Below are 21,629 nucleotides of genomic sequence, written 5' to 3'. Positions count from 1 at the left end.
GTGAATAGAAAACAAGGATCGCCAAGAGTAGAATAAGTGCAGACATGACACAAGGAGTGCTGCACGAATGCTCGAATTAACGGATTTGACAAAGAAGTACGGCGATTTTACCGCTGTCAATCATATATCACTGCGCGTCGAAAAAGGAGAGATATTCGGTCTCCTGGGACCAAACGGCGCCGGTAAATCAACAACGGTGTCGATGATCAGCACCGTGCTCCCGCCGACGGGCGGAACAATCTGCATTGACGGAACCTCATTACAGGAGCAGCCTGCGGCCATAAAAAAAGTGATGGGAGTCGTCCCGCAGGAAATCGCTTTATATCAAGCGTTAAGCGCAAAGGATAATTTGGCTTTTTTCGGGAGTCTGTACGGACTTTCCGGTAAGGAACTTTGTAAACGGGTTGATGAAGTGCTGGACATTATCGAATTACAGGAACAGCGAAATCAAAGGATATCTGAGTTTTCAGGCGGCATGAAAAGACGGGTGAATATCGGGGCCGCGCTAATGAATGAACCGAAACTATTCATTTTAGATGAACCGACCGTCGGAATTGATCCGCAATCCAGACACCACATTCTTGAAACCGTGAAGACGTTAAATCAAGAAAAAGGGATGACCGTCATCTACACGAGTCATTACATGGAAGAGGTCGAATACCTCTGTGAAAAAGCGGCGATCATGGATCACGGCTCAATCATTGCCTGCGGGACGAAAGATGAATTGAAGCAGTCAGCTAAAGCCTCTGATACCCTGATCGTGAATGCAGAGGGGCTGAATGATGATGCCGTTAAAAAAATCCGCCGCATTCCCGGTGTTGCCAAGGCTGCTGTCAGCCAGCAGACCATTACGATGCTCGTCTCTGCGGCAGATCGCAATATCCTTGATATTGCGGATGATATCAGGAAAACCGGTATCACCATTAAAGGCATTCATTTCGAGGAAGCCAATCTGGAAAGCATTTTCCTCCGGCTCACCGGCAAAACGCTGCGGGATTCATAGGGGGCGTCATGAAAATATTATTCAGGCTGATCTTATTAGATTTTCGGTTATTGGCCGGAGCAAAGTCTTTCTATATAAAACTGATTCTGTTTCCGGCACTGATGATTTTTATTTTAGGAACGGTTTTTCACGGCGATTCGAAAGTGAAGCCGTTTCAGACCGCGTTTTATAATGCGGATCACGCGGAGAGTTCTTTGGGCGACGTATTAAAGAATGACGTGCTGAAACAAACTGATCTCATCCGTGTAAAAGACATAGGCAGTTTCCAAGAAGGGAAACAGCTTGTCGAAAGCGGCAAAGTCTCCGTTTTTGTATACGTGCCGAAAGGCTTTGCAAAAGCGGCGGAACACAATGAAAAAACAAGTATCAAAGTCATCTCGGACCAACAAGGCTCTGTAAACGGAGACATTGTGGAAATGATGGCCGATTCGTTTGTCACCAGAGTAAAAGCGGAGATCAGTGAAGAAAAAGCGGTGCTGAAGCAGTCGGGACATCTGTCAAAGGGAGATGCCCGCAAAATCATTAGCGGCCTTTCGGGTGAACGTGGACAGGCTGTCACCATTCCGAAACAGTCGGCCGGCAATCATGCGGCTCCGATTGATGCGATGCAGTATTATTCAATCGCAATGGTCGTCATGTTCTCCATTATGACCGCGTTTGCGCTCATTCACGGGATAGTGGAAGAGAGACAGCAGCACACGTTATTCAGAATCAAATCAATGCCTGTTTTACGTATCCAGTATGTGGCGGGTAAGCTTTTGGGAATCATGCTTGCCATCCTTATGCAAATGGCTGCCGTCATCATCGCAAGCAGCATCTTGTATCAGGTAAAATGGGGCAATTTGTTTGAAATATTGCTGGTTACGATTGTTTATTCATTTGCGATCGGCAGTATCGTGCTTCTTTGGGGGTTTACTGCAAAAAACCACGAGACCGTCTCAAGCATGGCGGCTCCCATTTTATACGGATTCAGTTTTTTAGGCGGAAGCTTTATCGCAAAAGACGGCTTGCCTGACAGTTTGAAAATCGTGCAGGAGCTGATACCGAACGGCAAAGCGATCAACAGCTATGTCAGTGTCACGCAGCATGCCGGTCTGAGCGGTATTTCGACGGATTTGGCAGAGCTTGCCGCCATCGGCGCCGTGTTTTTATGTTTGACCATCTGGGTGTTTAAACGGAAGGAGGCTGTTTCATGACGCAGCTGTTATTCATGATCAGACATCAGCTGAAACTGATGCTGCAAAATCGGGCTGCCATCTTTGCGACGATTTCCGCCCCGCTCCTTCTCACATATTTCTTTTCCTTTTCTGCGGATGGCAGTCAGCAGAAGGAAGTATATGTAGCTGATGAGGATCAGAGCGCCTATTCAGCGCAATTTATGAAAATGATTCAGAAAGCCGGCCATATAAAAGTCACGAAGGTCACGGAGGACGTATTAAAAACAAAGGTTCATCATCAGGATATATCCTTTGGATTGCTGATCGGCTCTCATTTTGAAGAGACATTATTTTCCGGAGATGAATTGAACGTTTCATTTATTCAGAATGAAGAAAAGGGTGATGCTGTTTTGACAGAGCAGCTGATTGCGCAGCAGGCGGGCGCGCTGAAAAAAATAGTCCGCGATGCAAAAGTGATATCCCGCACGCTGCACACCGACGGGAAGCAGGCGGCAGCTGATCTCTTGAAGGATATTCAGGGTCATTCCGCCGTTAATGTTGACCGCCATCACGTTTATGAAGGCGGACAGGCAGCCGACAGACTTATCGGATTTTTAGTGATGTTTATCTGGTTCGTTGCAGTCCAAAGCCTGCGATCATTTATAGATGAACAAGAAAATCATACATATGACAGATTGCTGAGCACGCCCGTTTCCTATACGGCATATGCAATCTCTAAGTTTGCGGCGGCGTATCTTTTCGGTCTTCTCCATATTATCGTGATCCTCGCTGCCGGAACATTCATGCTGCATATCCGTTTTGCTGATCATGTTTTTGCTGCGGGAGCGGTGCTTGCGGCCTGCTCGTTTGCGCTGACTGCTGTAACGATGGCCGTGATACCGTTCATGAAGAGCCAAAAGCAATTCACGTCGCTTGCTTCGGTTTTTATAGCTGTCACGGGTTTATTGGGAGGGGCTTTCTTCACATTAGACGCGGCTCCAGAGTACATGCAGATGCTGTCGTTGTTTACTCCTGAAAAATGGGCGATTGGCGCGTTTCAACACAATGGCGGAGGCAGCATGCAGATCGTGCCGCTGAGCCTGTTTCTTGCTGCCGGTGCAGCATCATTGGTCTTATCACTTTATATGATAAGCCGTCATATGAAAAAAAACGGTTAGAAGGGTGGCTGCTTTGTATATGGCAGAAATGATCGGAATCATAGAATTGCTCGCGGGAGCCGCAATGAACGTATGGATCGGGCGGCTCGGAAAAACCTTTTTCGGTAAAGATGACAGAAGTTCGAGAGTCGTGTTAAGAATCTGCGGCATCTTTCTCATGATCAACGGTGTTTCAAGAGCGTTTCATATCTAGTTCACAAAGTGTTCCGGACTCTTTTATAAAATGTAATCTTTTTCCTTGTGAATCGTGTAAAATAGTATAGGATTCTACGAAAAGAATAAGAGGGGGAAGAAACATGAAAAAGAGACTCGTTATGCTATTCGCGGCGGCCGCCGCTGTTTTGTTGCTTGTGAGCGGGTTGTGGGCTCCATCAGCGTCTGCGGCGCCGGCTCCTGCTTTAACACAAATCCGTATTATCGGTGTGACGTCTGACGGTCAGAGTTACCAATGGGAAAATATCGGGCCGAACCAAATCAGCGCATCAAAACCGATGAAGGGTACAACGGGTTATTTAGCCGTATATTTCCAAGGGTATCCGAACAATAACACGATCCAGGCGTTTAACAACGGAACGAATATTACAAATCTTACGTCAAAAGCGCTGGAAGATGAATATACGAAAAACGGCAATATCGTTACAGGCTACATTAAATATTACAGTGTTCCTCTTTCTTATGTCAGTTCAGGAACGTTCTCTTTCTCCGCAACGGGGCTGAACGGGCCGTACACGCCGTTAAGCAGCGGATTTTTCTCCATTCAGGTACAGAGTTAAAATAGCCGCCCGGTGCTTTCATGTATAGTTTTTCTCTCTTTCCGGGAAGCTATTCCTATAGAAAAGGGAGGGCTTACATGATGGACAGGACACTCGGATATTTGCGCGAGTCGCTTTCGAACCACTTGGAGCATGACGTGTGCCGAGGGATTTATAAAAAGCTTCAGGTGAAGCATTATGAAAATGAGGGCGAGTTCGTGAAAGATCTTAATGATCTGGAAATGGATGCGCTGAATCAGGTGCTTGAAAAGGAAATCAAATATGCTGAGAATGAGCAGGATGAGAAGCGCACGATGGAATTGAATGAAGTATATGAGCTCCTGTTTTAAAAAGCCTCCCGGCGGCCGGGAGGCTTTTTATTGTTTCGGAAACAGTTTACAGAATCATCCAACCCTTTGTATAATGGATAGTTGTGAAAAACACAGACGGAGGAGAAACATGAACGAAATAAAAAAACAGACGGTTCTTGAGTTGTCATCGGTTGAAAAAGCTTTGGTTTTTCTGGTGCCGCCATTATTGGGGCTGGTCATCGGATGGTTTCTGCCGGTCATTGCGAAGTGGGCCGTAACATTGGATTGGCTGCCTGTTATCGGGCCGCTGGAAATGATCGCTTCTTTTCACGGATGGAAGGCTGCGGCTGCAACCGCCGTTATCGGCTTAATCGGGGGAATGTGGCTGACGCGGACTGTTTTTAAAGAATGTCTTACGGCGGTCGTGACGGACAGCGAGGTGTCCTTAACCATATATAATGAAGAAAGCGTGTTTTCGAAAGACAGCATTTCCGGTGTGTTTACGGATGAAAAGCATCTTGTCTTATTGGGGACTGAAGGGCAGGAGCTTTTTCGGGAGAAGCTTGAGCCCGCGGTTGAAAAAGCGGCTGATGCGTTTCGCGCGCATGGGTATGTCTGGCTGGGGACGGAAGATCCTTTTAAAGAAGAATACAAACGGTGGGTGCCGGACACGCCGGATTTGGAGCCAGGGGCAAATGCTCTTTTTAAAGCGAGAGAAAAGGCGCTGAAAGAGGAGGAAAAGGCTGATGCGAAAGAGCTGAAAGCGGAAATATCCAAACTGGGCATTACCGTGCGGGAGAAAGGATCGCGCCAATATTGGCGGATCTATCAAACGCCGTCTGCATAAAAAAAGCTGCCGCCGTTTGATACGGCCGGGCAGCCCGGGAACAGACTATTTCTTCTTGTCATCATAATATTGAACCGGGTACATGGAGCCTTCGGATACCATTTTGTTATCTTCAATATCTTCGGGATGCGGGTTGCCTGCTTTGTTGACGGGGAATGATTCAATATCCTGCTTCCCGGAGAGCGATGTTTTCATATTGCGGATAAAGTTCATCACCTTTTGGCGGTTGGATTTATCTTTGAGCAGGTAGGAAGTCACTCCGACAGTCGACACGGCAAGTCCTGAAATGAGCAGTTTTTGTTTCACGATAAAAACTCCTTTCTATTTCTGGCTTGCAGTAGTTATTCCCGCTTAACGGCTGTTTAAACATCGGAAGGGTAATTTTGGCTTTCTGCTTTAATGCGATAAAGATTGACAAAACTATTTTCAGAATAATATTATAAATATATGATAGCGCTGGAGTCATATTTTAATTGAAAGGTGTTAACTTTATGAATCAATTACATCGCAGAATGGGAACGTTTGCACTCATGATGGTCGGACTTGGGTCGATGATTGGCTCCGGCTGGTTATTCGGGGCGTGGCGGGCGGCTCAGATTGCGGGACCTGCCGCAATTATTTCCTGGATTATCGGTATGATCGTTATTTTGTTTATCGCACTTTCTTACAGTGAATTGGGTTCAATGTTCCCGGAAGCCGGGGGAATGGTAAAATATACTCAATATTCTCATGGATCATTTATTGGATTTATCGCAGGATGGGCAAACTGGATTGCGATTGTTTCCGTTATTCCGGTGGAAGCGGTTGCGTCTGTTCAATACATGAGCTCATGGCCGTGGGAATGGGCAAAATGGACAAGCAATCTCGTTCACAACGGCACTCTTACGGGAGAGGGGCTCGGCTTCGCATCCGTATTACTGATTATTTACTTTTTACTGAATTATTGGACAGTTAACTTATTTTCAAAAGCGAATTCATTGATTACCATCTTTAAAATCATTATTCCGGGGCTGACAATCGGAGCGCTGCTGTTTACCGGTTTTCACGGCGGAAACTTCACATCCGGTTCAAGCATTGCGCCGAACGGCTGGGCGAGCGTGCTGACGGCGGTGGCCACATCAGGTATCGTATTTGCGTTTAACGGGTTTCAAAGCCCGATTAATATGGCCGGAGAAGCAAAAAATCCCGGCAAATCGATTCCGATTGCGGTTGTCGGTTCGCTGCTGGTCGCAACCGTCATTTACGTCCTATTGCAAATCGCATTTATCGGTGCGGTTGAACCTTCCATGATTGTTCACGGCTGGAGTCACCTGAACTTCAACTCTCCATTTGCCGATTTGGCGATCGCATTGAATATCAACTGGCTTGTCATTATTCTTTATGCGGATGCGTTCGTATCTCCGTCAGGAACGGGTATCACTTATACCGCTACGACGTCACGCATGATTTACGGCATGGAAAAAAATAAATATATGCCGAGCATTTTCGGAAAGCTTCATCCGCTGTACGGCGTGCCGCGCCAAGCGATGATTTTCAACCTGATTGTATCGTTTATCTTTCTGTTTTTATTCAGAGGATGGGGCGTGCTTGCTGAAATCATTTCCGTTGCGACGCTGATTTCTTATATCACGGGTCCTGTGACGGTGATGACGCTGCGGCGGACGGCGGCGGATTTGTACCGGCCTCTCCGTCTGAAAGGCCTCAGCGTGGTTGCACCGCTCGGCTTCGTGTTCGCGTCTCTCGTGCTGTATTGGGCGCGCTGGCCGTTAACAGGGCAGGTGCTGTTTATCATTTTGATCGGCCTTCCGATTTATTTCTACTACCAAGCGAAAGCGAAGTGGAAAGGATTCCGCAGAAACTTTAAAGGCGGCGTCTGGATGGTTTTCTATCTGCTCGGCATGATGGTCATTTCATGGCTCGGAAGTGAAAAATTCGGCGGTCTGAACATCATTCCGTACGGATGGGATATGGGGCTGATCGCAATCGTTGCCCTTGCCTTCTATGCGTGGGCGCTGAAGAGCGGCTTCAAGACTGAGTATTTGAAAGACGCCAAAGCAATTAACGATCAATTAAAAGGCGGACAGGCTGAAGCCGCTGCCGGAAAAGAATAATGATTGATAAAAACCTTGCGGGAACGTTACCGCAAGGTTTTTTGATCGGGCAAAAAACATGGGTTCGGCATCATCTCCGAACCCATGCTGGCTCGATACAGACGTGACGATGAATGAGAAAGCCTAACGACAGGCAACCACGGACAGTATTCTTTTTTTCTCATGATTTCTCCGCCTTATCAATAACTGTCTTCCATATTAAACAATGAATGTAAAAGATATGTTGGGCAACTTCTTTCTTCTCCGTAACTTCATCCGTTTTCCTGTACTTCAAGTCAAAGTTTTAGCGACAAAACAAATAATTAACCATAGAGAAAATACAGTACGTAAGTTGTGCTTACAATAATTGTATAATAAATTAAAATATAGGAAAGTAAATAGTTGGGGATAATAAGTATGAAAATGCGAAGATTTTTTTGCAACATTATACATCGTTACTCCCTTAGTATTTGGAGGTTTTACGAGTGTTAAGGCTGTGGACTCGTATAATTCAGAAACAGTAAACTACATATTGAAAATGAATCCGAATCTGTCGAAAAAAGAATTAATTGAATCCGTTAATAATCTAGTTAAACAAGATAATAAAACATCTAATGAGATCTTAGAGGAAATTAAAACTGAATTAAAGAAGCAAGAAAAGCTAGATAAAGAAGATAAAAGTAATAGAATGAGCACAATGGGCAAGAATAGCGGGCCGAAAATTATAGGATCAAGCTCTAAAGGTAATGTTTACTATACACCTGCATCTACTTTTGGGCTTCCGCATGGACATGTCGGTATGTACTATAAGGGAAATCAAATTGTCGAATCGGTCCCTAAAAAAGGTGTTCGTGCAATAGCTTCATCGAAACGTAAGGTCGAAAAAAACGCTGTAATTCAAAATGTGAAAGTTTCTAGTTCTAAAAAAAATAATTCAGTAAATTGGGGTTACAGCAGGGTTGGGAAGGATGGTTATTCATATAATTTTGCAACAAATAGAAAATCGAGTCATTATGGTGATAAAAACTGTTCAAAACTATTATGGTCAGCTTTTAAGCTAAAGGCTGGTATAGATATGGATAAAGATAAAGGTATGGGCGTCTATCCAAGAGACATCAGAGATTCCAGTTATACAAAAACTATTAAAACATTTAGATGAATTATTTTCACTCCCTAAGTTTATTTAGGAAGTCATATTATTTTAAGGAGAGAGATTATATTTGAACAAGATTAAGTGGCTTATTATAATTGCGGTCATAGTATTAATAGGTATATTTATATGTATTGGAACTTTTAAATATACTAATTCAGTTTCTGACGTTAAACAAACTGAAAAAGAAAAGGAAAAGTATTTCTTGAATGATAAAATTGCAGCTATATATTATTCAGCTACAATAGATTATCCTAAAGATGGGAGTTATACTGTATACATTGATGAAAAAGGAGCAGCAACAGCTGTAAAAGGAGATGCTATTGAGGTTGGAACCATTGCACAAGATGAAAAAAACATAGTTAGACAGGACAAAAAAGAAGTTTATATGATAGGCGATAACTTTAAAAAATTCCCGATGCAGCATCAAGTACATACAAGTTATGGGCAATCATCAGGCCATTTAATAAAAGAACATATCTTTTATTTTTTGAATAATCAAGGAGTCGGTGAAAACCATTATAATAGTTTAATTAGATGGGGTAACGGCAGTGGATTTCATGAAAAGATTATTCCGGGTTTCTATACAAGTACTGGTAATGACGGTGAATATATTTACGTGATAAATGAAGATTCTTCAATTAAAACACCGACTTTTCAGGGTATTAAAATAGATAAAGATAAAGTTACAGTAGGGAAAGGAACAACAATTTCTATATTAAATGAAGAAAATTGGAGTGTTTATTCACAAATAATAGTTAAAAAAAGCTCAGCCTTTTTTATACTATATAACCAAACGGATAAATCAAACAGAGTACAATTCAAAGTAGCAGAAATTGATTTAAAGCATAATAAGTTTAAAGGGGCATATCCTTTAGGCAGTTATAAGATCCTTGATGAAATTTCTCAACTGGCAATTCCTCTTTCCACTAATAACTTTTTTGTGAAAAATGACACTTTATATCATTTGGCAGCTAATTCAATACTTTATACTTTCGATTTGAAAAGTATGAAGCCGGGAAAAAAATTCCGTTAAATAGGTCGACAAAATTTGAAAACCAAGCAAAATTCACTTATTTTGACGAATCTAAAATTTTCTTGTTAGAAATAAGCAAGGGTGGGAAATATGTGATTAATTCTTACTCTTATAAAAACGGAAAAAAATTAAAATCTACTCCTATCAGAGGACTTGAAAAAATTATTAACAATACCCATGTTTCTGAATATGACTTTTTTATGATTAAGAAAAACAAAGAAGTATGGAGTGGATAGATACATTTTTTAAATCGCTAGATAGCTGAGTGAGTATATTTAAAGGGAGAAATTAAATTCACAAAGGAGAATAATAATGGATGAGCTAGATATTGCTTTTGGTATTTTACCACTTTCTATTATCGTCTTATCGATTATATTCACTTATATTTTCAAAAAAGTGTATATAATGCCGCTTGTCAGTATAGTTGTTTCTGTCATACTAATGTTTACTGTTTTTAATCTATCCTTTTGGGGATGGGTGGTTGTCTATGGTTTAGTATCACTTGTATTATCGTCTATTACAAATAGTATAAGAAAGAAAATAGATAATAGAAATAAATAATTATATCCTTTTGTTTGTAAGGTATCATAGGTAATTCACAATTACAGTGATACCTTTAATTAATATAAAGGTGAATGTAAGCTTTAATATATGCTCCGCCCGCTACATAACCCATGATGGCGTTTGCATTATCGGGCAAAAAACATGGGCTCGGCATCATCTCCGAACCCATGTGGCTTTATGATTTGTATTCTTTTTTAACCTTTTGGAATATATCCGCATAGTTGGTAAACACACCGGTTACGCCCCAATTCAGCAGACGGCGCATGTCCGCCTCGCTGTTTACGGTGTAAGGATGAAGCAGAAGGCCGTGGCTGCGAATGTTTCGGACATTTTGAGCGTTCAGCGCTTTGTAATCCGGTCCGATTCCGACGGCATATGTTTTAATGTCCGTTAAATCTGCGTCAGTCATTGACGTCATCTGTTCCGCTTCAAGCAATTGGACAGCGGGAAGTTTCGGATCGAGCTGTTTGATTTTCAGAAGGCTGTCCCTGCTGAAAGACTGAATGATAACTTGTCCAAGTTTCGCATGCTTACCTGCCAATTTGTATTTTTTCAGTGAAGCGATCAGTTTTTCTTCCATACCCGGATATGTTTCGGGCGCCTTTGTTTCAATATAATAGTTTGCATGTCTGCCGAACCGTTTTAACACGTCATCAAGTGTGGGAACGCGAAGTCCGGCGTATTTCGGTTTTGCTTTTTCCGGATAGGCCTTATTGAACCAAGAGCCGGCGTCGAGCTTTTGAATCTCGGCTAATGTATGATCCTTCACCCAGCCTTGTCCGTTTGTGGTGCGGTCCAGTTTTTCATCATGCATGACGATCAGCTTGCCGTCTTTTGTCATTTGTAAATCCAGCTCAATATAGTCAGCCTTCATTTTTTGCGCAGTTTCATAAGAAAGGATCGTGTGCTCCGGGACATATCCCGAAGCACCGCGATGGGCAATGGTCAAAATTCTGTCAGGAGACAAGAGGTTTCCTTTTCCTGCCGCTGATACAGGCGTGACGATGAATGACAATAAACCGAATGAAAGCAATACCAAAGCAAACAATTTATGTTTCCGCATGTTTTCTTCCCCCTTAAAAATCAATATCTGTCTCTAGTGTAGAAAATCGTTGTAAATGCTGTACTGCAAAAATATTAATCTTTTATGTTGTTTTCTTACACATGCTCCGCCCGCTTGCCCGTATTCCACGTCATAGCCAAGAAGACGATGGACAGCACGCATGAGGAGATAAGCATGATAAAGCCGCCGTTCCAGTCAAAGCGGTCTACGACATAACCCATGATGGCGTTGGCGAAAGCAGAGCCTCCGATGTAGCCGAAAAACCCGGTTAAGCCGGCTGCCGTTCCCGCCGCTTTTTTAGGCGCAAGGTCAATGGCCTGAAGCCCGATCAGCATGACAGGTCCATAGATTAAGAAGCCGATGCTGATCAGCGCGATATTATCGATGAGCGGATGACCGGCAGGGTTAAGCCAGTAGACCAATACAGCGATAAATACGCCGGCCATGAACAGTACGCCTGCCGGCGCGCGGCGGCTTTTGAAAAACCGGTCGCTGATCCAGCCGCACAAAATCGTTCCCGGAATTCCCGCATATTCATAAAGGAAATAAGACCATCTGGAATCTTCAGGAGAGAACCCTTTCGCTTCCGTCAAATAAGTCGGCGCCCAGTCAACGACACCGTACCGTACGAAGTAAACAAAGACATTGGCAAATGCGATATACCACAGAAATTTATTATTCAGCACGTATTTAAAAAGAATTTCTTTGGTCGTCATCTCTTTTTCCTGGTCTTTGAACGCATGTTTCGGATAGTCATTCCGGTATTCTTCAATCGGCGGAAGCCCGCAGGATTGCGGCGTGTCCCGTACGAGAAGAACAATCACAAATGAAATGACGATGGCGATAATCGCCGGAAAGAAAAACACGCTTTTCCAAGTAACAAACATGGCGATGCCGAGAGTCACGAGCGGGGCGAGAATACCTCCGCCTATGTTATGGGCGACATTCCATATCGACATTTTCGTGCCGCGTTCACTGATGGAAAACCAATGAGCCATCGTCCGTCCGCAAGGCGGCCAGCCCATTCCTTGAAACCATCCGTTAATAAACATAAAAATAAACATAATCGTCACGCTTGACGTGACCCACGGCATGGAAACAAATAAAATGTTTACGACACCTGACAAAAACAGACCCGTCGCAAGGAAATACCTCGGGTTGCAGCGGTCAGACACCATCCCCATAATAAATTTACTGAAGCCGTAAGCGATTGATACGGCCGCAAGCACCAAGCCAAGTTCCCCTTTTGAAAACCCTTGTTCCTGAAAATAAGGAATAGCGAAGGCAAAGTTTTTGCGAAGCAAATAATACCCGGCATACCCGATGAAAATCCCCAAAAATACTTGCAGCCTGAGCCGTTTATAGGCCGCATCCGTCTTTGAATCATCCAATCTCTCAATATGCGGAGCCGGCTTAAACAATTGAAACATCATATCCTCCCCTTTGCTGAACGTCTATCATGATGTATGTATGACTCCTTTCCTTGAAAATGACAAAAAGAACCAGAAATCACCCTTGTGAAAGGGCGGGGTTTCCTGGTTCTCCTCATCTCCATCCAAAAATCATTAACTTGTGTATGATAGCGCTTTCTTAAATTATCACAGTCTGACGTGAATGTAAACGCTTTAAGGAAAGTTTTCATTTTTTTGAATAAATAACCGGAGGGAAAATCAGCCGGAGCGCGAAAGATTTGAAGTACTCGATTTTGTACTCAGGCATAAGATGTGTTAGGCCGGACTAAGAAAAGCGAAGGGAGTGCATCTGTTGATTGATGAATTGGATTTTGCGTTCGGTGTTCTGCCGCTTTGTATCATCATCTTGTCAGTCGCCGGAACGTACCTGTTTAAAAACGCGTTCATTATGCCGGCTGCCGCTTTGGCCGTTTGCCTTATATGCACCTTTACCGTATTGAATTTCTCGTTTATCGGGTGGGCCGTTGTGTATACGCTTGTCTCTTTCGCGTTATCGCATATTACGATGGTGGTGATCAGCCAAAATAAAAAATAGGATCGGCGGCAGCCGATCCAGCTATCATAAGCAGAGATGCGCTCTCTGCTTTGTTTTATTTATGAATGTGCAGGAATTCCTTGATGACCGCGGTCTGTTCTTCTTTCGGATAGCTTCTGTACAGATGGCTGGTTAAGCGGACGGGGTCACCGAAGAAGTACCGCTCATAGTGTGTCTGTCTTGTTCCAAAGGGGCTCATGGTCAAATCCCATGCGAGGCGGAACACTTTTACCCGGTCCTCAGCGTTCAATTCGGCCGCCTGCAAATATTGGTCAAGGTCTCCTCTGATGTCAGAACGGAACGCTTTTTCAGTCGGCAAAGTCACCATTCCGCTTGCCCCGATCAGCTGAATGATTTCCGTGAAGCGCGGGTAGATGTCGGGAAAAATCGCGCTGACCACACGAAGCGGAGTGACACTCGGACGCATATAACCCCATTCATCTGTTTCCGCATCATTCTCCGACTTTTCCAAAAGGGCTTTCATCGTTTCCAGACCGGTGATGATTTCAGCCATCTTAGCCTGAATATGCTGATATTCGCCCACATCTATCGCTTCGACAAGCGTTTGGGCGAGGCCCAGGAGAAACTCCGTCTTTACAATTTGTCTCGTGATGACTTGATGAAATGAGAAGGCGTTAAAAGAGCTTTTCATATTAAAATCAAAAGCCGCCTCGTAATTATTATAAAAAAATACGCGTTCCCAAGGGACCAAAACGTGATCAAATACAACGATAGAATCCATTTCTTCATATCTTGAGCTGAGCGGATAATCAAACGATGATTTTCCGAGTACGAAAGATTCCCTGCAGATGAATTTTACTCCCTTTGTATTGGAAGGGATTGAAAAAGCGAACGCTTCATCCGATTCAAAATACATTTTAGGCAGAGAAACCACGAGCACTTCATCCGTCAGGCCGCCTTGTGTGGCTAAAATCCGGGCGCCGTGTATGATGAGGCCTTTTTCATTTTTATCGACGACTTTTGCCGAGATAGGTGTCGGCGATACGTTTACACCCATTTGTGAACGATTCACCTGAGGGGTGATAAACGTGTGCGTAAAAGAAAGATCCTGTGCAGCAGCGCGTTCGTACAGCGCTTGAACATGTTCCGGAAAACAATGATCGCGGTCTTTCAAAAGCGCGGCGGAGGAGGCGAAGCTCATCAGCACGGTATTCATATAATCCGGGCTTCGTCCCATCATTCCGTGCGTGTGTCTGGCCCAATGTTCGAACATGTTTCTTCTTCTTTTTACGTCTTCTTTCGTTTTCGGCTGCAGGTATGAAAGCCCGGCCCGTTCTTTTTTACCGGGAAGACTGTAAGTCATTTGATCTTTCATGTCCGGTTTCGTTTGCAAATCATAAAGAGAGCGCTTCGTTTCCAGAAGGCCCTTAAATGCGGGATGTTCAGAAATCTGTCCCTCGATCTTTTCACCATCGAGCCAAATCTCATTTCCAAGCTGATTTAATCGGTCAATGAACATTTTGCCATTAATGATACCCATCATGTCGCCCTTCTTTCTTTGCGGATCCACTACCTCATTATATTGAAAACGAAATTGGGTGTTCCGGTTATTTCCAAAGGGGAAGAGCCTTTTTGATAAGGGGGGTGAAGGGATTGCATAATAAAAAAACCCCTTAAGCAGAGGGGTTTTTAACTGATCATGTCTTTGTATCGTTGTTCGAGGACGAAGTCTATCATTCCGGTGATACGGGTGTTTTCAGATTTTTGTCTGAAACGGTCAGACACTTGGATTTTTCTTGAAAACGGAAATACAGCAATAATCCAAACAAGGCCGGCCAGGCCGAAAACCATCTGCAGAGCCATTTCAATCAAATCATTAAAATGAGTGCTGAAAAAAAAGATATATAACGTGATGAATGTGACTGTACATACGATTTTGACAGTATGTTGGAAGGTGAGGGGCGGTTCAGTGAAACACATTTTCATTTGATTCAGTGTGAGCGAATCTTGTTTCATTAAGTATGTAAGCAGTTCTTTGTCATTTTGACTTCGCGGAATCAAATCGGTTTCTATTTTTTGAACGGTTTCCTTGTATGTCTGCATATCAATCTTCATGCGAATCCTCCTTTAGAAATAACTCCAAGAATACTCATTGAGCATTCCTGGAGCAAGGAGCTGCCTGTTCAATTATAGAAATAGTGATAAAACCGTGCTGAACAAGGCTGCAGCTCCTCCTAATTCAGGTGCTAAAACGACTAAAGCACCGATCCCTACAATAACAATAATTCCTGCGCCTGCAATAGCCATGGTATTCACGACAGAATCCCAATCCGGGGAGTACACCTCTTCGGAATCCGGCAACCTGAAGCTCTTTTGTTTTATTTTAAATGTAATGGTAGTTGTTAGTCCAGTTGTAGCACTGTCACCGACCGGAATATCAGGTGTATAAATTTTAAATTGAATATTCAGCGATCCTGCAGCCGGATTGACATACACTTCTAAATAACCGTTGCGGACTGACAAGCTCAGACTGTTAAGCAGGTTTTGATAGGAATCAATTTGTGATGCTGTAAAAGAGACTTGTGAATCTCCCATCAGACCGGTAATATAAGCTCCCGGTTTGCCATTTGTAATGGTAACTGTGTTGGGAGAACCTTCGCTTGGCACTGTTGCCAAAAGTGAAGTAGATAAAAGAATATCCATTTCAGGTGATGCATAAATGGTTTCTGTCTTGTCGAATTCAAACATGGCATTCGCAAGATTCGATATATTTTCTAAAGCAGGAATGGTTGTTAAAATATCCGTCAGTGTGCGCAGTCTTGCATCATACACGGGATCAGAAGGCGGATGGACGCTGCTTGCACCCGAGTCTTTTCCGGAGTATCCGTCTTTGTCAATGGCGACTTTTCCCGCTCCGCTTCCGATTGATCCTTCATAAAATTGATCAAAAGCCCAGTTTTTCGGCATCGGGTATCCGAGGTTGCCGCTGAATCCGGTCGACATGTTAGCCGTAAAGCTATATTTGGTCAGACCTGCTTCTGACGTCCGGATACAAATGTTTCTCGGTCCGTATACGCCGATTTCATATTTCGGCGCAGTTGAGAACGCCTGCATTTTCATAAAAGCTGACTTGATTTCTTGAAAGTAAGGGATGATTTTATCCGTGACTTCATAATCATACGCATCGAAATCGACCGCAAAGTAAATGGTCGTTCCTGACGGAAAACCTAATCTTCGGGCGGCTGATGCAGCGCTGTACGCATCTCTCGTTCCTTGGTCTTTTACAAAATAAGAAGATTCATAGCCGCCGTCCTGATAAATCGGAAACACGCTTAAGCCGGCATTGAAAATCGCGGAAAGTTCTTTTGACGTCAACGCTTTCGATGTCAGTCCGCTGCTTGTCCGCACATTCCCGGTCAGATATCTTCCCACGATCTTATAGCCATTCTCACGCAAAGTTTTAGCTGTATCTGCCGTCAAAATGGCAGCGGTGTCACAAGCTGAAGCAGCCCGTGTTGTGTCGCCTGAGCTTGATAATAAAGCTTTAATCGTCGGCATGTCCGCATAACCGGTCTGCGGCAGGCACATAAACTTTTGGAAAGCTTTCACTGCCGATACAACGCCGACGCCGTATTTTCCGTCGAATTCACCGGGGTCAAATGATTTCCCATTACAGTAAAGCGCGTATTGAACAATCAAAACAAAGCCTGTCCGTGAATCGCCGGGAGTCAGGGTAGGACATAAGCTGGTCGTTCCGTTTCCGAAAAATCCATTGGCGACGCTTGTGCTCATGCCTTCTTCTTTTTGCAGGGCATAAATGAGAGCCTTGTTTGTATCGCGGGCATATAAGCCGTCACAAGGCATCAAGCCGATGTAGTCATTGTAATCCCGGTTCAGGTTCTGCTGGATTTGGCGGATTTTTTTGTCGCCTCCCGCTACTAACCGAAAAGCGCTCATATCCAGCAAGGCCTTCATAATGAGTGCCGTGACGATGCCGTCTTGCTTAGTGAGCCCGGCCGCTTTTTGAAACTCTTTTACAGCGCTTTCGGTATTTTCATAGAAAACGCCTGAAAATCCGCCGGGGTTAAAACCTTTACACCACAGCGCCCCCTGCAGAATGTAATTCATGTTTGTCGGCTTAGAATCGGGAGCCTGCTTTTTCAACGGCTTAAACAATCTTTGTGTCGTCGGTCCGAAGTTATCGGCAGGTTCTGAAATACCAAGCTCAATTTGAAGCGCCCGTGTCAGACCGTAAATGGTATCCCAGCCCGTTTTTCCGTTTTCCGGCACTTTGTTGTACCCGTGTCTGCCTTTGTACGTCTCATTCAGCCATTGTTGTGTTTCCAGGACCATTTCGTCCATTGCAATCCCTCCATTATGTGTATTGTGCGTTCATTCATAGGTGGCAAACGTATGACAGTTTGTCATGGGTGCAGGGGTTTATCCAAGGAGCGCCCCATCACGGCAGCAGAACAAACGCCGAAAGAGAGGCATTGATAGGAAAAGACCTCGCTATGACAATTGATACAAAAACAACAAAATGAATAGCGGTTTAAAGTAACTTTATCACTTAATCAAAAATGACAAGAATCATAAGTAGTAGTCATATAGTCATTTTAAGGGCTGTTCACATCTCTTCCTGCGGTCAAAATGGTTAGTTGGACGGATTTATGATTGGCTATATTGTCATTAACATAAATAGGGTAAATAGTTACAGGAAGGAAGGATTTTCTCGATGAAAAGCAAAAAGATTTTTAAGTCGCTCATCATTATTTTTACTCTTTTAATCAGCGGAATTGGTTTTATGGGTTTTTCTTCTCCGCAAAAAGCAGAGGCTAAAGACTGGCTTCATACTTATAAAAGCGGGTATTTCACTAACTATGTGATCAATACATATCACCCTAAATTCACTAAAACGACAAAAAAGTACACCTTGAGAGCCGTGACTTTTAAATCCAACAGTAAAGGGAAGGGCACGTATAAAATATACGTCCAAAAGCAAGTCAACGGCAAAGGTGCCTGGAAAACAATCAAAACCGCCAATGCAAAGAAAAATGGAACGACTTATTTTGAAACACCTTCGTTAAAAAAAGGAGATTCATACAGATTTAAAATGGTCAATCAGGGTTCGAAAAAACGTGTCAATTATAGTGCAAGATGGATTGTATTCGCTTCATAATGCTGATTTTCCGGTCTATAAAGTTTTAGCTGCTGCAGCTGCGGCAGCTTTTTATTTTGTCCGGAGCTCAACCGCCAGGGAGCCCGCACCTGTCTCTTCGGGCGTACGTTTGTATTTCACCGCATCATTCTGGATTATGCGGAAAGGTACATCGCTTCAATGATAAGCCAATCCCGGGTTCTTTTGATTCGTTTGAAAATGTTCTGATATAAAAAAGGCGTGCCGCGGTGTAAAATGGCTATATTGATAAATATGGAGGTTGAGATGGATCAAGATTATATGACTGAGCTTGTCTCAGTCCAGCTGAAGAAAATCCGGTCGGAGAGAGGCTACACACAGGAGAAAATGGCGGATGTGATCGGCCTTTCTAAAAAGTCGCTGGTGCAGATTGAGAAAGGGCGGGCGCTTGCGGAATGGCCGCATGTTGTGGCGGTTTGCGCGCTTTTCAGATCAAGTGAAACACTGCAATCCGTATTAGGAGATGATCCGCTGGAGGTCATTGAAACGGTTGCTCACCGCACAATTGACAGGCCGAAGGGGAAGACGATGGGCGGCAAGGTGTGGTGGAAAGCCATCGAGAAAAAAGGCGAGTTCCGCTTGCAGCAGCATTTGATTTCCCACCATTACCGCATCCTTGATTCTTATGATGATCTGTGGTTCAGCAGTTTTGAAAAGGCAGAGGCTTTGGAGCGGCTTGATGAGCTGTTTTTGGAGGCGGAAGAAGCGAAGCGCTAAGCACCTCCGGTTGATGTATTTTCTGACAAGTGGGAAAATATATATAAATTCCAGCCAAAGGAGAGATTCGAATGAAGCCTGAAGATATCGTCCGAAGCGGCCCGAATCAGTACATATGCAAGGAAGGAATCGCAAAAGAACTTCCGGGGCTGCTGGAGACATTCAGAAAACCCGTTATTGTGACCGGAATCAAATCCTATCAGGCGTTCTCCGATTACGGCGGCGGTTCTTCCTGGGATGTGATTCAGCATAAAGGATACTGTTCACCTGAGGCGGTGCGTAAGGTCTGTGAGCAGGCGGAAGACGCGGATGTGATCATCGGTATCGGAGGCGGCACGATATTGGATTTGGCAAAAGCGGCGGCAGACCGGCTTGATATTGAAGCTGTGATGGTTCCTTCCATTGCGGGGACGTGTGCGGCAAGTACGCCGTTGAGTGTCATATATGATGAGAGCGGCAATTTTATCAGAGTTGATTATCATAAGCGTTCAAGCTATTTGACGCTTGTTGATCCGCTGTTTTTGCTTTCCTCTCCCATTGAATATATGAAAAGCGGGATCGGTGATACGCTGGCGAAATGGTATGAGGCCGAGGCGGTCATCAGAAATACGGAGGAGGCGGCGCCGCTGATGGCGCAGGCGGGGCTGAGACAGGCGGAATATATCCGTAATCTGTTATTGAGTTACAGTGAAGCGGCCGTCGGAAGCATGGAGAAAGGCGAGCTGTCCGTGCCGTTCATCCATACGGCGGAAACGATCATTATGCTTGCGGGGACGGTCGGCGGGTATGGCGGCCGTTTGTGCAGGATGGCAGGGGCGCATGCGGTCCACAACGGACTCAGTTTTCTTCAGGAGACACATCAGGTGCTGCATGGCCAGAAGGTTGCTTACGGCATATTGGTGCAGCTCGCGCTTGAGAATCGAAGACCTGAGATTGAAGAGCTGCTTCCGTTTTACCGCCGGCTCGGTTTCCCCGTCAGTCTCTGTGATCTCGGCATCCTTGACAACCATGAGGAAGCCAAGCGCCGCATTGCTTCTCACGCCTGCCGGGCGGAAGAATCGTTATGCTTAATGGGGCAATATCGCGAGAAGGACGTGTCAGCTGCGATTGAATCGCTCGAATCAGCGCAAAAGACAGGATAGAGCTTGTTATCTATCTTGTCTTTATTTTTTGAATATTTCCGTTATAATGAGTGGGGTATAGAAAGGGAGGGCCAAAGGACATGTATCAGGCGAAGAAGATGTTGTTATTAGGATCAGGCGAGCTGGGGAAAGAAGTCGTCATTGAAGCGCAGCGGCTCGGGGTTGTCACTGTAGCCGTTGACAGCTATGAGCATGCTCCCGCCATGCAGGCCGCGCACAAAAGCTATGTGATTGATATGCTTGATAAAGCGCAGGTCAGAGAAGTCATTGAGAAAGAAAAACCGGACTTGATCGTGCCGGAAGTGGAAGCCATTGCGACGGATGAGCTGCTGAAGCTTGAGGAAGAAGGTTTTCACGTCATTCCGAATGCGCGTGCGGCAAAGCTGACGATGGACCGTGAAGGCATCAGACGGCTTGCGGCAGAGACGCTTCATCTTCCGACTGCCGGCTATGAATTCGCGAATACATATGAAGAATTTAAAGAAGCGGCGGAAACAATCGGCTTTCCGTGCGTGGTAAAACCGCTGATGAGCTCTTCCGGAAAAGGGCAAAGCGTGTGCCGCTCGGCTTCCGGGCTGAAAAGCTGCTGGGACATGGCGATGGAAGGCGGCCGGGTGAAAAACGGCCGGGTCATCGTTGAGGAATTCATTCCGTTTGAATCAGAAATCACTCTTCTGACAGTGCGCGCGGCGAACGGTACGTCCTTTTGCGCGCCGATCGGACATGAACAAAAAGACGGTGACTATATTGAATCATGGCAGCCTCATCATATGACGGAACAGCAGATCAAAGAGGCGAAACACATTGCGAAAAGCATAACGGACGAGCTCGGCGGATACGGTTTATTCGGGGTGGAGCTTTTCCTTACTGAAGATAAAGTATATTTCAGCGAGGTGTCTCCCCGTCCGCATGATACGGGGCTCGTTACGCTTGTAACGCAAAATTTGTCAGAGTTTGCGCTGCATGTCCGCGCGGTATTGGGATTCCCGATTCCGGAAATCACTCAGCTGTCGCCGGGGGCAAGCCGTCCGCTGAAGGCGCCAAAAGAGCTTGCTGATTATGCGGTTGAAGGTTTGGAGAAGGCTTTGGGGGTAAAAAGCACTCAGGTCCGCGTATTCGGTAAACCCGTCACGAAAGTTGGACGCCGTATGGCGGTTGCGCTTTCTGCAGCTGAGACCGTTGAAGAAGCCAGAGAAATAGCGGCCGAAGCACTCAGTCATTTATCAATTACATAAAATGATCTTAAAAGGCGTTTTTACCGTAATGGTAAGGCGCCTTTTTTGTTTGGCAGACTATATACTGGAAAACGGGGTTGTGAGATAATGTATGAGGCCGTTTTGTGCCGGCTTTTTAATTCATGAAACTTTTTATGTCCGCAATCGTTATATGTAATGTTCTCATTTCACGGAGAAGGAAATAACAATACATCATACGGCTTTTCATTCATCAAGAAC

21 protein-coding genes and 1 pseudogene are annotated in these 21,629 nt (G+C 44.6%); 16 read left to right on the top strand and 6 right to left on the bottom strand.

The genetic code is table 11. The features are described 5' to 3' along the window. Positions 1–67: 67 nt before the first annotated feature. The 7 genes from AC3WTF_RS11835 to AC3WTF_RS11805 all read left to right on the top strand — a co-directional run bounded on the left by AC3WTF_RS11835 (position 68) and on the right by AC3WTF_RS11805 (position 5,248). Positions 68–1,003: an ABC transporter ATP-binding protein gene (locus AC3WTF_RS11835; RefSeq protein WP_032867266.1), complete on the top strand. Its 936-nt coding sequence runs from the start codon at positions 68–70 to the stop codon at positions 1,001–1,003. A gap of 8 nt (positions 1,004–1,011) precedes the next feature. Then, positions 1,012–2,199, top strand: a complete 1,188-nt coding sequence (locus AC3WTF_RS11830; RefSeq protein WP_326244799.1) for an ABC transporter permease — start codon at positions 1,012–1,014, stop codon at positions 2,197–2,199. Continuing rightward, on the top strand, positions 2,196–3,338 hold the full coding sequence (locus tag AC3WTF_RS11825; protein WP_129003521.1) for an ABC transporter permease: 1,143 nt from the start codon (positions 2,196–2,198) through the stop codon (positions 3,336–3,338). Before AC3WTF_RS11830 ends, AC3WTF_RS11825 begins: the two co-directional genes overlap by 4 nt. Before the next feature lie 13 nt (positions 3,339–3,351). Next, complete coding sequence (locus AC3WTF_RS11820) at positions 3,352–3,531, top strand: hypothetical protein (protein WP_011996242.1); 180 nt, start codon at positions 3,352–3,354, stop codon at positions 3,529–3,531. 103 nt (positions 3,532–3,634) lie between these two features. After that, positions 3,635–4,111 carry a DUF4879 domain-containing protein gene (locus AC3WTF_RS11815; RefSeq protein ID WP_007408988.1) on the top strand — a complete coding sequence of 159 codons (477 nt, stop codon included), beginning with the start codon at positions 3,635–3,637 and terminating at the stop codon, positions 4,109–4,111. 80 nt (positions 4,112–4,191) lie between these two features. Then, positions 4,192–4,440 (top strand): sigma-G-dependent sporulation-specific acid-soluble spore protein CsgA, encoded by a 249-nt coding sequence (locus tag AC3WTF_RS11810; protein ID WP_029974790.1) that lies wholly within the window; start codon positions 4,192–4,194, stop codon positions 4,438–4,440. Between the two features lie 109 nt (positions 4,441–4,549). Beyond that, on the top strand, positions 4,550–5,248 hold the full coding sequence (locus AC3WTF_RS11805; protein WP_072588748.1) for a YqeB family protein: 699 nt from the start codon (positions 4,550–4,552) through the stop codon (positions 5,246–5,248). Positions 5,249–5,293: 45 nt separating this feature from the next. On the opposite strand, the gene AC3WTF_RS11800 is transcribed toward AC3WTF_RS11805, so the two are convergent. After that, positions 5,294–5,554, bottom strand: coding sequence for a YbyB family protein (locus tag AC3WTF_RS11800; protein WP_003156732.1), 261 nt, complete (start codon positions 5,552–5,554; stop codon positions 5,294–5,296). Between the two features lie 185 nt (positions 5,555–5,739). Between AC3WTF_RS11800 and aimA the strand changes: the two genes are divergently transcribed. The 4 genes and pseudogenes from aimA to AC3WTF_RS11780 all read left to right on the top strand — a co-directional run bounded on the left by aimA (position 5,740) and on the right by AC3WTF_RS11780 (position 10,085). Then, positions 5,740–7,359: a glutamate/serine transporter AimA gene (gene aimA, locus AC3WTF_RS11795; protein WP_129003519.1), complete on the top strand. Its 1,620-nt coding sequence runs from the start codon at positions 5,740–5,742 to the stop codon at positions 7,357–7,359. A gap of 475 nt (positions 7,360–7,834) precedes the next feature. Then, on the top strand, positions 7,835–8,497 hold the full coding sequence (locus AC3WTF_RS11790; protein WP_020955254.1) for a hypothetical protein: 663 nt from the start codon (positions 7,835–7,837) through the stop codon (positions 8,495–8,497). A gap of 61 nt (positions 8,498–8,558) precedes the next feature. Continuing rightward, positions 8,559–9,760 (top strand): annotated as a pseudogene (locus AC3WTF_RS11785) (YycP family beta-propeller protein). Between the two features lie 76 nt (positions 9,761–9,836). Continuing rightward, complete coding sequence (locus AC3WTF_RS11780; RefSeq protein ID WP_020955256.1) at positions 9,837–10,085, top strand: DUF2651 family protein; 249 nt, start codon at positions 9,837–9,839, stop codon at positions 10,083–10,085. A gap of 178 nt (positions 10,086–10,263) precedes the next feature. Here the strand turns inward: AC3WTF_RS11780 and AC3WTF_RS11775 are convergent, their stop codons facing one another. Beyond that, a complete protein-coding gene (locus AC3WTF_RS11775) occupies positions 10,264–11,151 on the bottom strand; it encodes a glycerophosphodiester phosphodiesterase (protein WP_129003517.1) in 888 nt (295 codons plus the stop codon). 95 nt (positions 11,152–11,246) lie between these two features. Beyond that, positions 11,247–12,581 (bottom strand): glycerol-3-phosphate transporter, encoded by a 1,335-nt coding sequence (gene glpT, locus AC3WTF_RS11770; protein WP_003156725.1) that lies wholly within the window; start codon positions 12,579–12,581, stop codon positions 11,247–11,249. Positions 12,582–12,915: 334 nt separating this feature from the next. Here glpT and AC3WTF_RS11765 point away from each other — a divergent pair, with 334 nt between their 5' ends. Then, entirely contained in the window at positions 12,916–13,158 is a 243-nt protein-coding gene (locus tag AC3WTF_RS11765) for a DUF2651 family protein (protein WP_007408994.1), read from the top strand. Positions 13,159–13,213: 55 nt separating this feature from the next. Here AC3WTF_RS11765 and hpaB read toward each other — a convergent pair whose 3' ends face one another. The 3 genes from hpaB to AC3WTF_RS11750 form a co-directional block, all read right to left on the bottom strand. Then, positions 13,214–14,659, bottom strand: coding sequence for a 4-hydroxyphenylacetate 3-monooxygenase, oxygenase component (gene hpaB, locus AC3WTF_RS11760; RefSeq protein WP_039062517.1), 1,446 nt, complete (start codon positions 14,657–14,659; stop codon positions 13,214–13,216). Between the two features lie 149 nt (positions 14,660–14,808). Then, positions 14,809–15,234, bottom strand: a complete 426-nt coding sequence (locus tag AC3WTF_RS11755; protein ID WP_023356680.1) for a hypothetical protein — start codon at positions 15,232–15,234, stop codon at positions 14,809–14,811. Between the two features lie 72 nt (positions 15,235–15,306). Beyond that, positions 15,307–17,481 (bottom strand): glycoside hydrolase domain-containing protein, encoded by a 2,175-nt coding sequence (locus tag AC3WTF_RS11750; RefSeq protein ID WP_020955257.1) that lies wholly within the window; start codon positions 17,479–17,481, stop codon positions 15,307–15,309. Between the two features lie 373 nt (positions 17,482–17,854). On the opposite strand from AC3WTF_RS11750, the gene AC3WTF_RS11745 reads away from it, so the two are divergent. The 4 genes from AC3WTF_RS11745 (at position 17,855) to purT (ending at position 21,410) form a co-directional block, all read left to right on the top strand. Beyond that, on the top strand, positions 17,855–18,298 hold the full coding sequence (locus AC3WTF_RS11745) for a Ser-Thr-rich GPI-anchored membrane family protein (protein WP_007408999.1): 444 nt from the start codon (positions 17,855–17,857) through the stop codon (positions 18,296–18,298). Between the two features lie 264 nt (positions 18,299–18,562). Then, complete coding sequence (locus tag AC3WTF_RS11740; RefSeq protein WP_003156718.1) at positions 18,563–19,033, top strand: helix-turn-helix transcriptional regulator; 471 nt, start codon at positions 18,563–18,565, stop codon at positions 19,031–19,033. A gap of 71 nt (positions 19,034–19,104) precedes the next feature. Then, on the top strand, positions 19,105–20,175 hold the full coding sequence (locus AC3WTF_RS11735) for an iron-containing alcohol dehydrogenase family protein (protein ID WP_047935151.1): 1,071 nt from the start codon (positions 19,105–19,107) through the stop codon (positions 20,173–20,175). 80 nt (positions 20,176–20,255) lie between these two features. Continuing rightward, positions 20,256–21,410, top strand: a complete 1,155-nt coding sequence (purT, locus tag AC3WTF_RS11730) for a phosphoribosylglycinamide formyltransferase 2 (RefSeq protein ID WP_047935152.1) — start codon at positions 20,256–20,258, stop codon at positions 21,408–21,410. The last annotated feature ends 219 nt before the right edge of the window (positions 21,411–21,629 follow it).

The sequence above is a fragment of the Bacillus sp. EB106-06-01-XG163 genome (genome assembly GCF_058791615.1).
Note: the sequence above shows the minus strand (reverse complement) of the source record. Positions and strands in the feature narration are given on the sequence as shown.

Excerpts from the sequence above, each read along its gene's own strand:
- AC3WTF_RS11835 (WP_032867266.1), top strand. The coding sequence starts at position 68 with ATGCTCGAATTAACGGATTTGACAAAGAAGTACGGCGATTTTACCGCT.
- AC3WTF_RS11830 (WP_326244799.1), top strand. The coding sequence starts at position 1,012 with ATGAAAATATTATTCAGGCTGATCTTATTAGATTTTCGGTTATTGGCC.
- AC3WTF_RS11825 (WP_129003521.1), top strand. The coding sequence starts at position 2,196 with ATGACGCAGCTGTTATTCATGATCAGACATCAGCTGAAACTGATGCTG.
- AC3WTF_RS11815 (WP_007408988.1), top strand. The coding sequence starts at position 3,635 with ATGAAAAAGAGACTCGTTATGCTATTCGCGGCGGCCGCCGCTGTTTTG.
- AC3WTF_RS11810 (WP_029974790.1), top strand. The coding sequence starts at position 4,192 with ATGGACAGGACACTCGGATATTTGCGCGAGTCGCTTTCGAACCACTTG.
- AC3WTF_RS11805 (WP_072588748.1), top strand. The coding sequence starts at position 4,550 with ATGAACGAAATAAAAAAACAGACGGTTCTTGAGTTGTCATCGGTTGAA.
- aimA (WP_129003519.1), top strand. The coding sequence starts at position 5,740 with ATGAATCAATTACATCGCAGAATGGGAACGTTTGCACTCATGATGGTC.
- AC3WTF_RS11780 (WP_020955256.1), top strand. The coding sequence starts at position 9,837 with ATGGATGAGCTAGATATTGCTTTTGGTATTTTACCACTTTCTATTATC.
- AC3WTF_RS11775 (WP_129003517.1), bottom strand. The coding sequence starts at position 11,151 with ATGCGGAAACATAAATTGTTTGCTTTGGTATTGCTTTCATTCGGTTTA.
- glpT (WP_003156725.1), bottom strand. The coding sequence starts at position 12,581 with ATGTTTCAATTGTTTAAGCCGGCTCCGCATATTGAGAGATTGGATGAT.
- hpaB (WP_039062517.1), bottom strand. The coding sequence starts at position 14,659 with ATGGGTATCATTAATGGCAAAATGTTCATTGACCGATTAAATCAGCTT.
- AC3WTF_RS11755 (WP_023356680.1), bottom strand. The coding sequence starts at position 15,234 with ATGAAGATTGATATGCAGACATACAAGGAAACCGTTCAAAAAATAGAA.
- AC3WTF_RS11750 (WP_020955257.1), bottom strand. The coding sequence starts at position 17,481 with ATGGACGAAATGGTCCTGGAAACACAACAATGGCTGAATGAGACGTAC.
- AC3WTF_RS11745 (WP_007408999.1), top strand. The coding sequence starts at position 17,855 with ATGAAAAGCAAAAAGATTTTTAAGTCGCTCATCATTATTTTTACTCTT.
- AC3WTF_RS11740 (WP_003156718.1), top strand. The coding sequence starts at position 18,563 with ATGGATCAAGATTATATGACTGAGCTTGTCTCAGTCCAGCTGAAGAAA.
- AC3WTF_RS11735 (WP_047935151.1), top strand. The coding sequence starts at position 19,105 with ATGAAGCCTGAAGATATCGTCCGAAGCGGCCCGAATCAGTACATATGC.
- purT (WP_047935152.1), top strand. The coding sequence starts at position 20,256 with ATGTATCAGGCGAAGAAGATGTTGTTATTAGGATCAGGCGAGCTGGGG.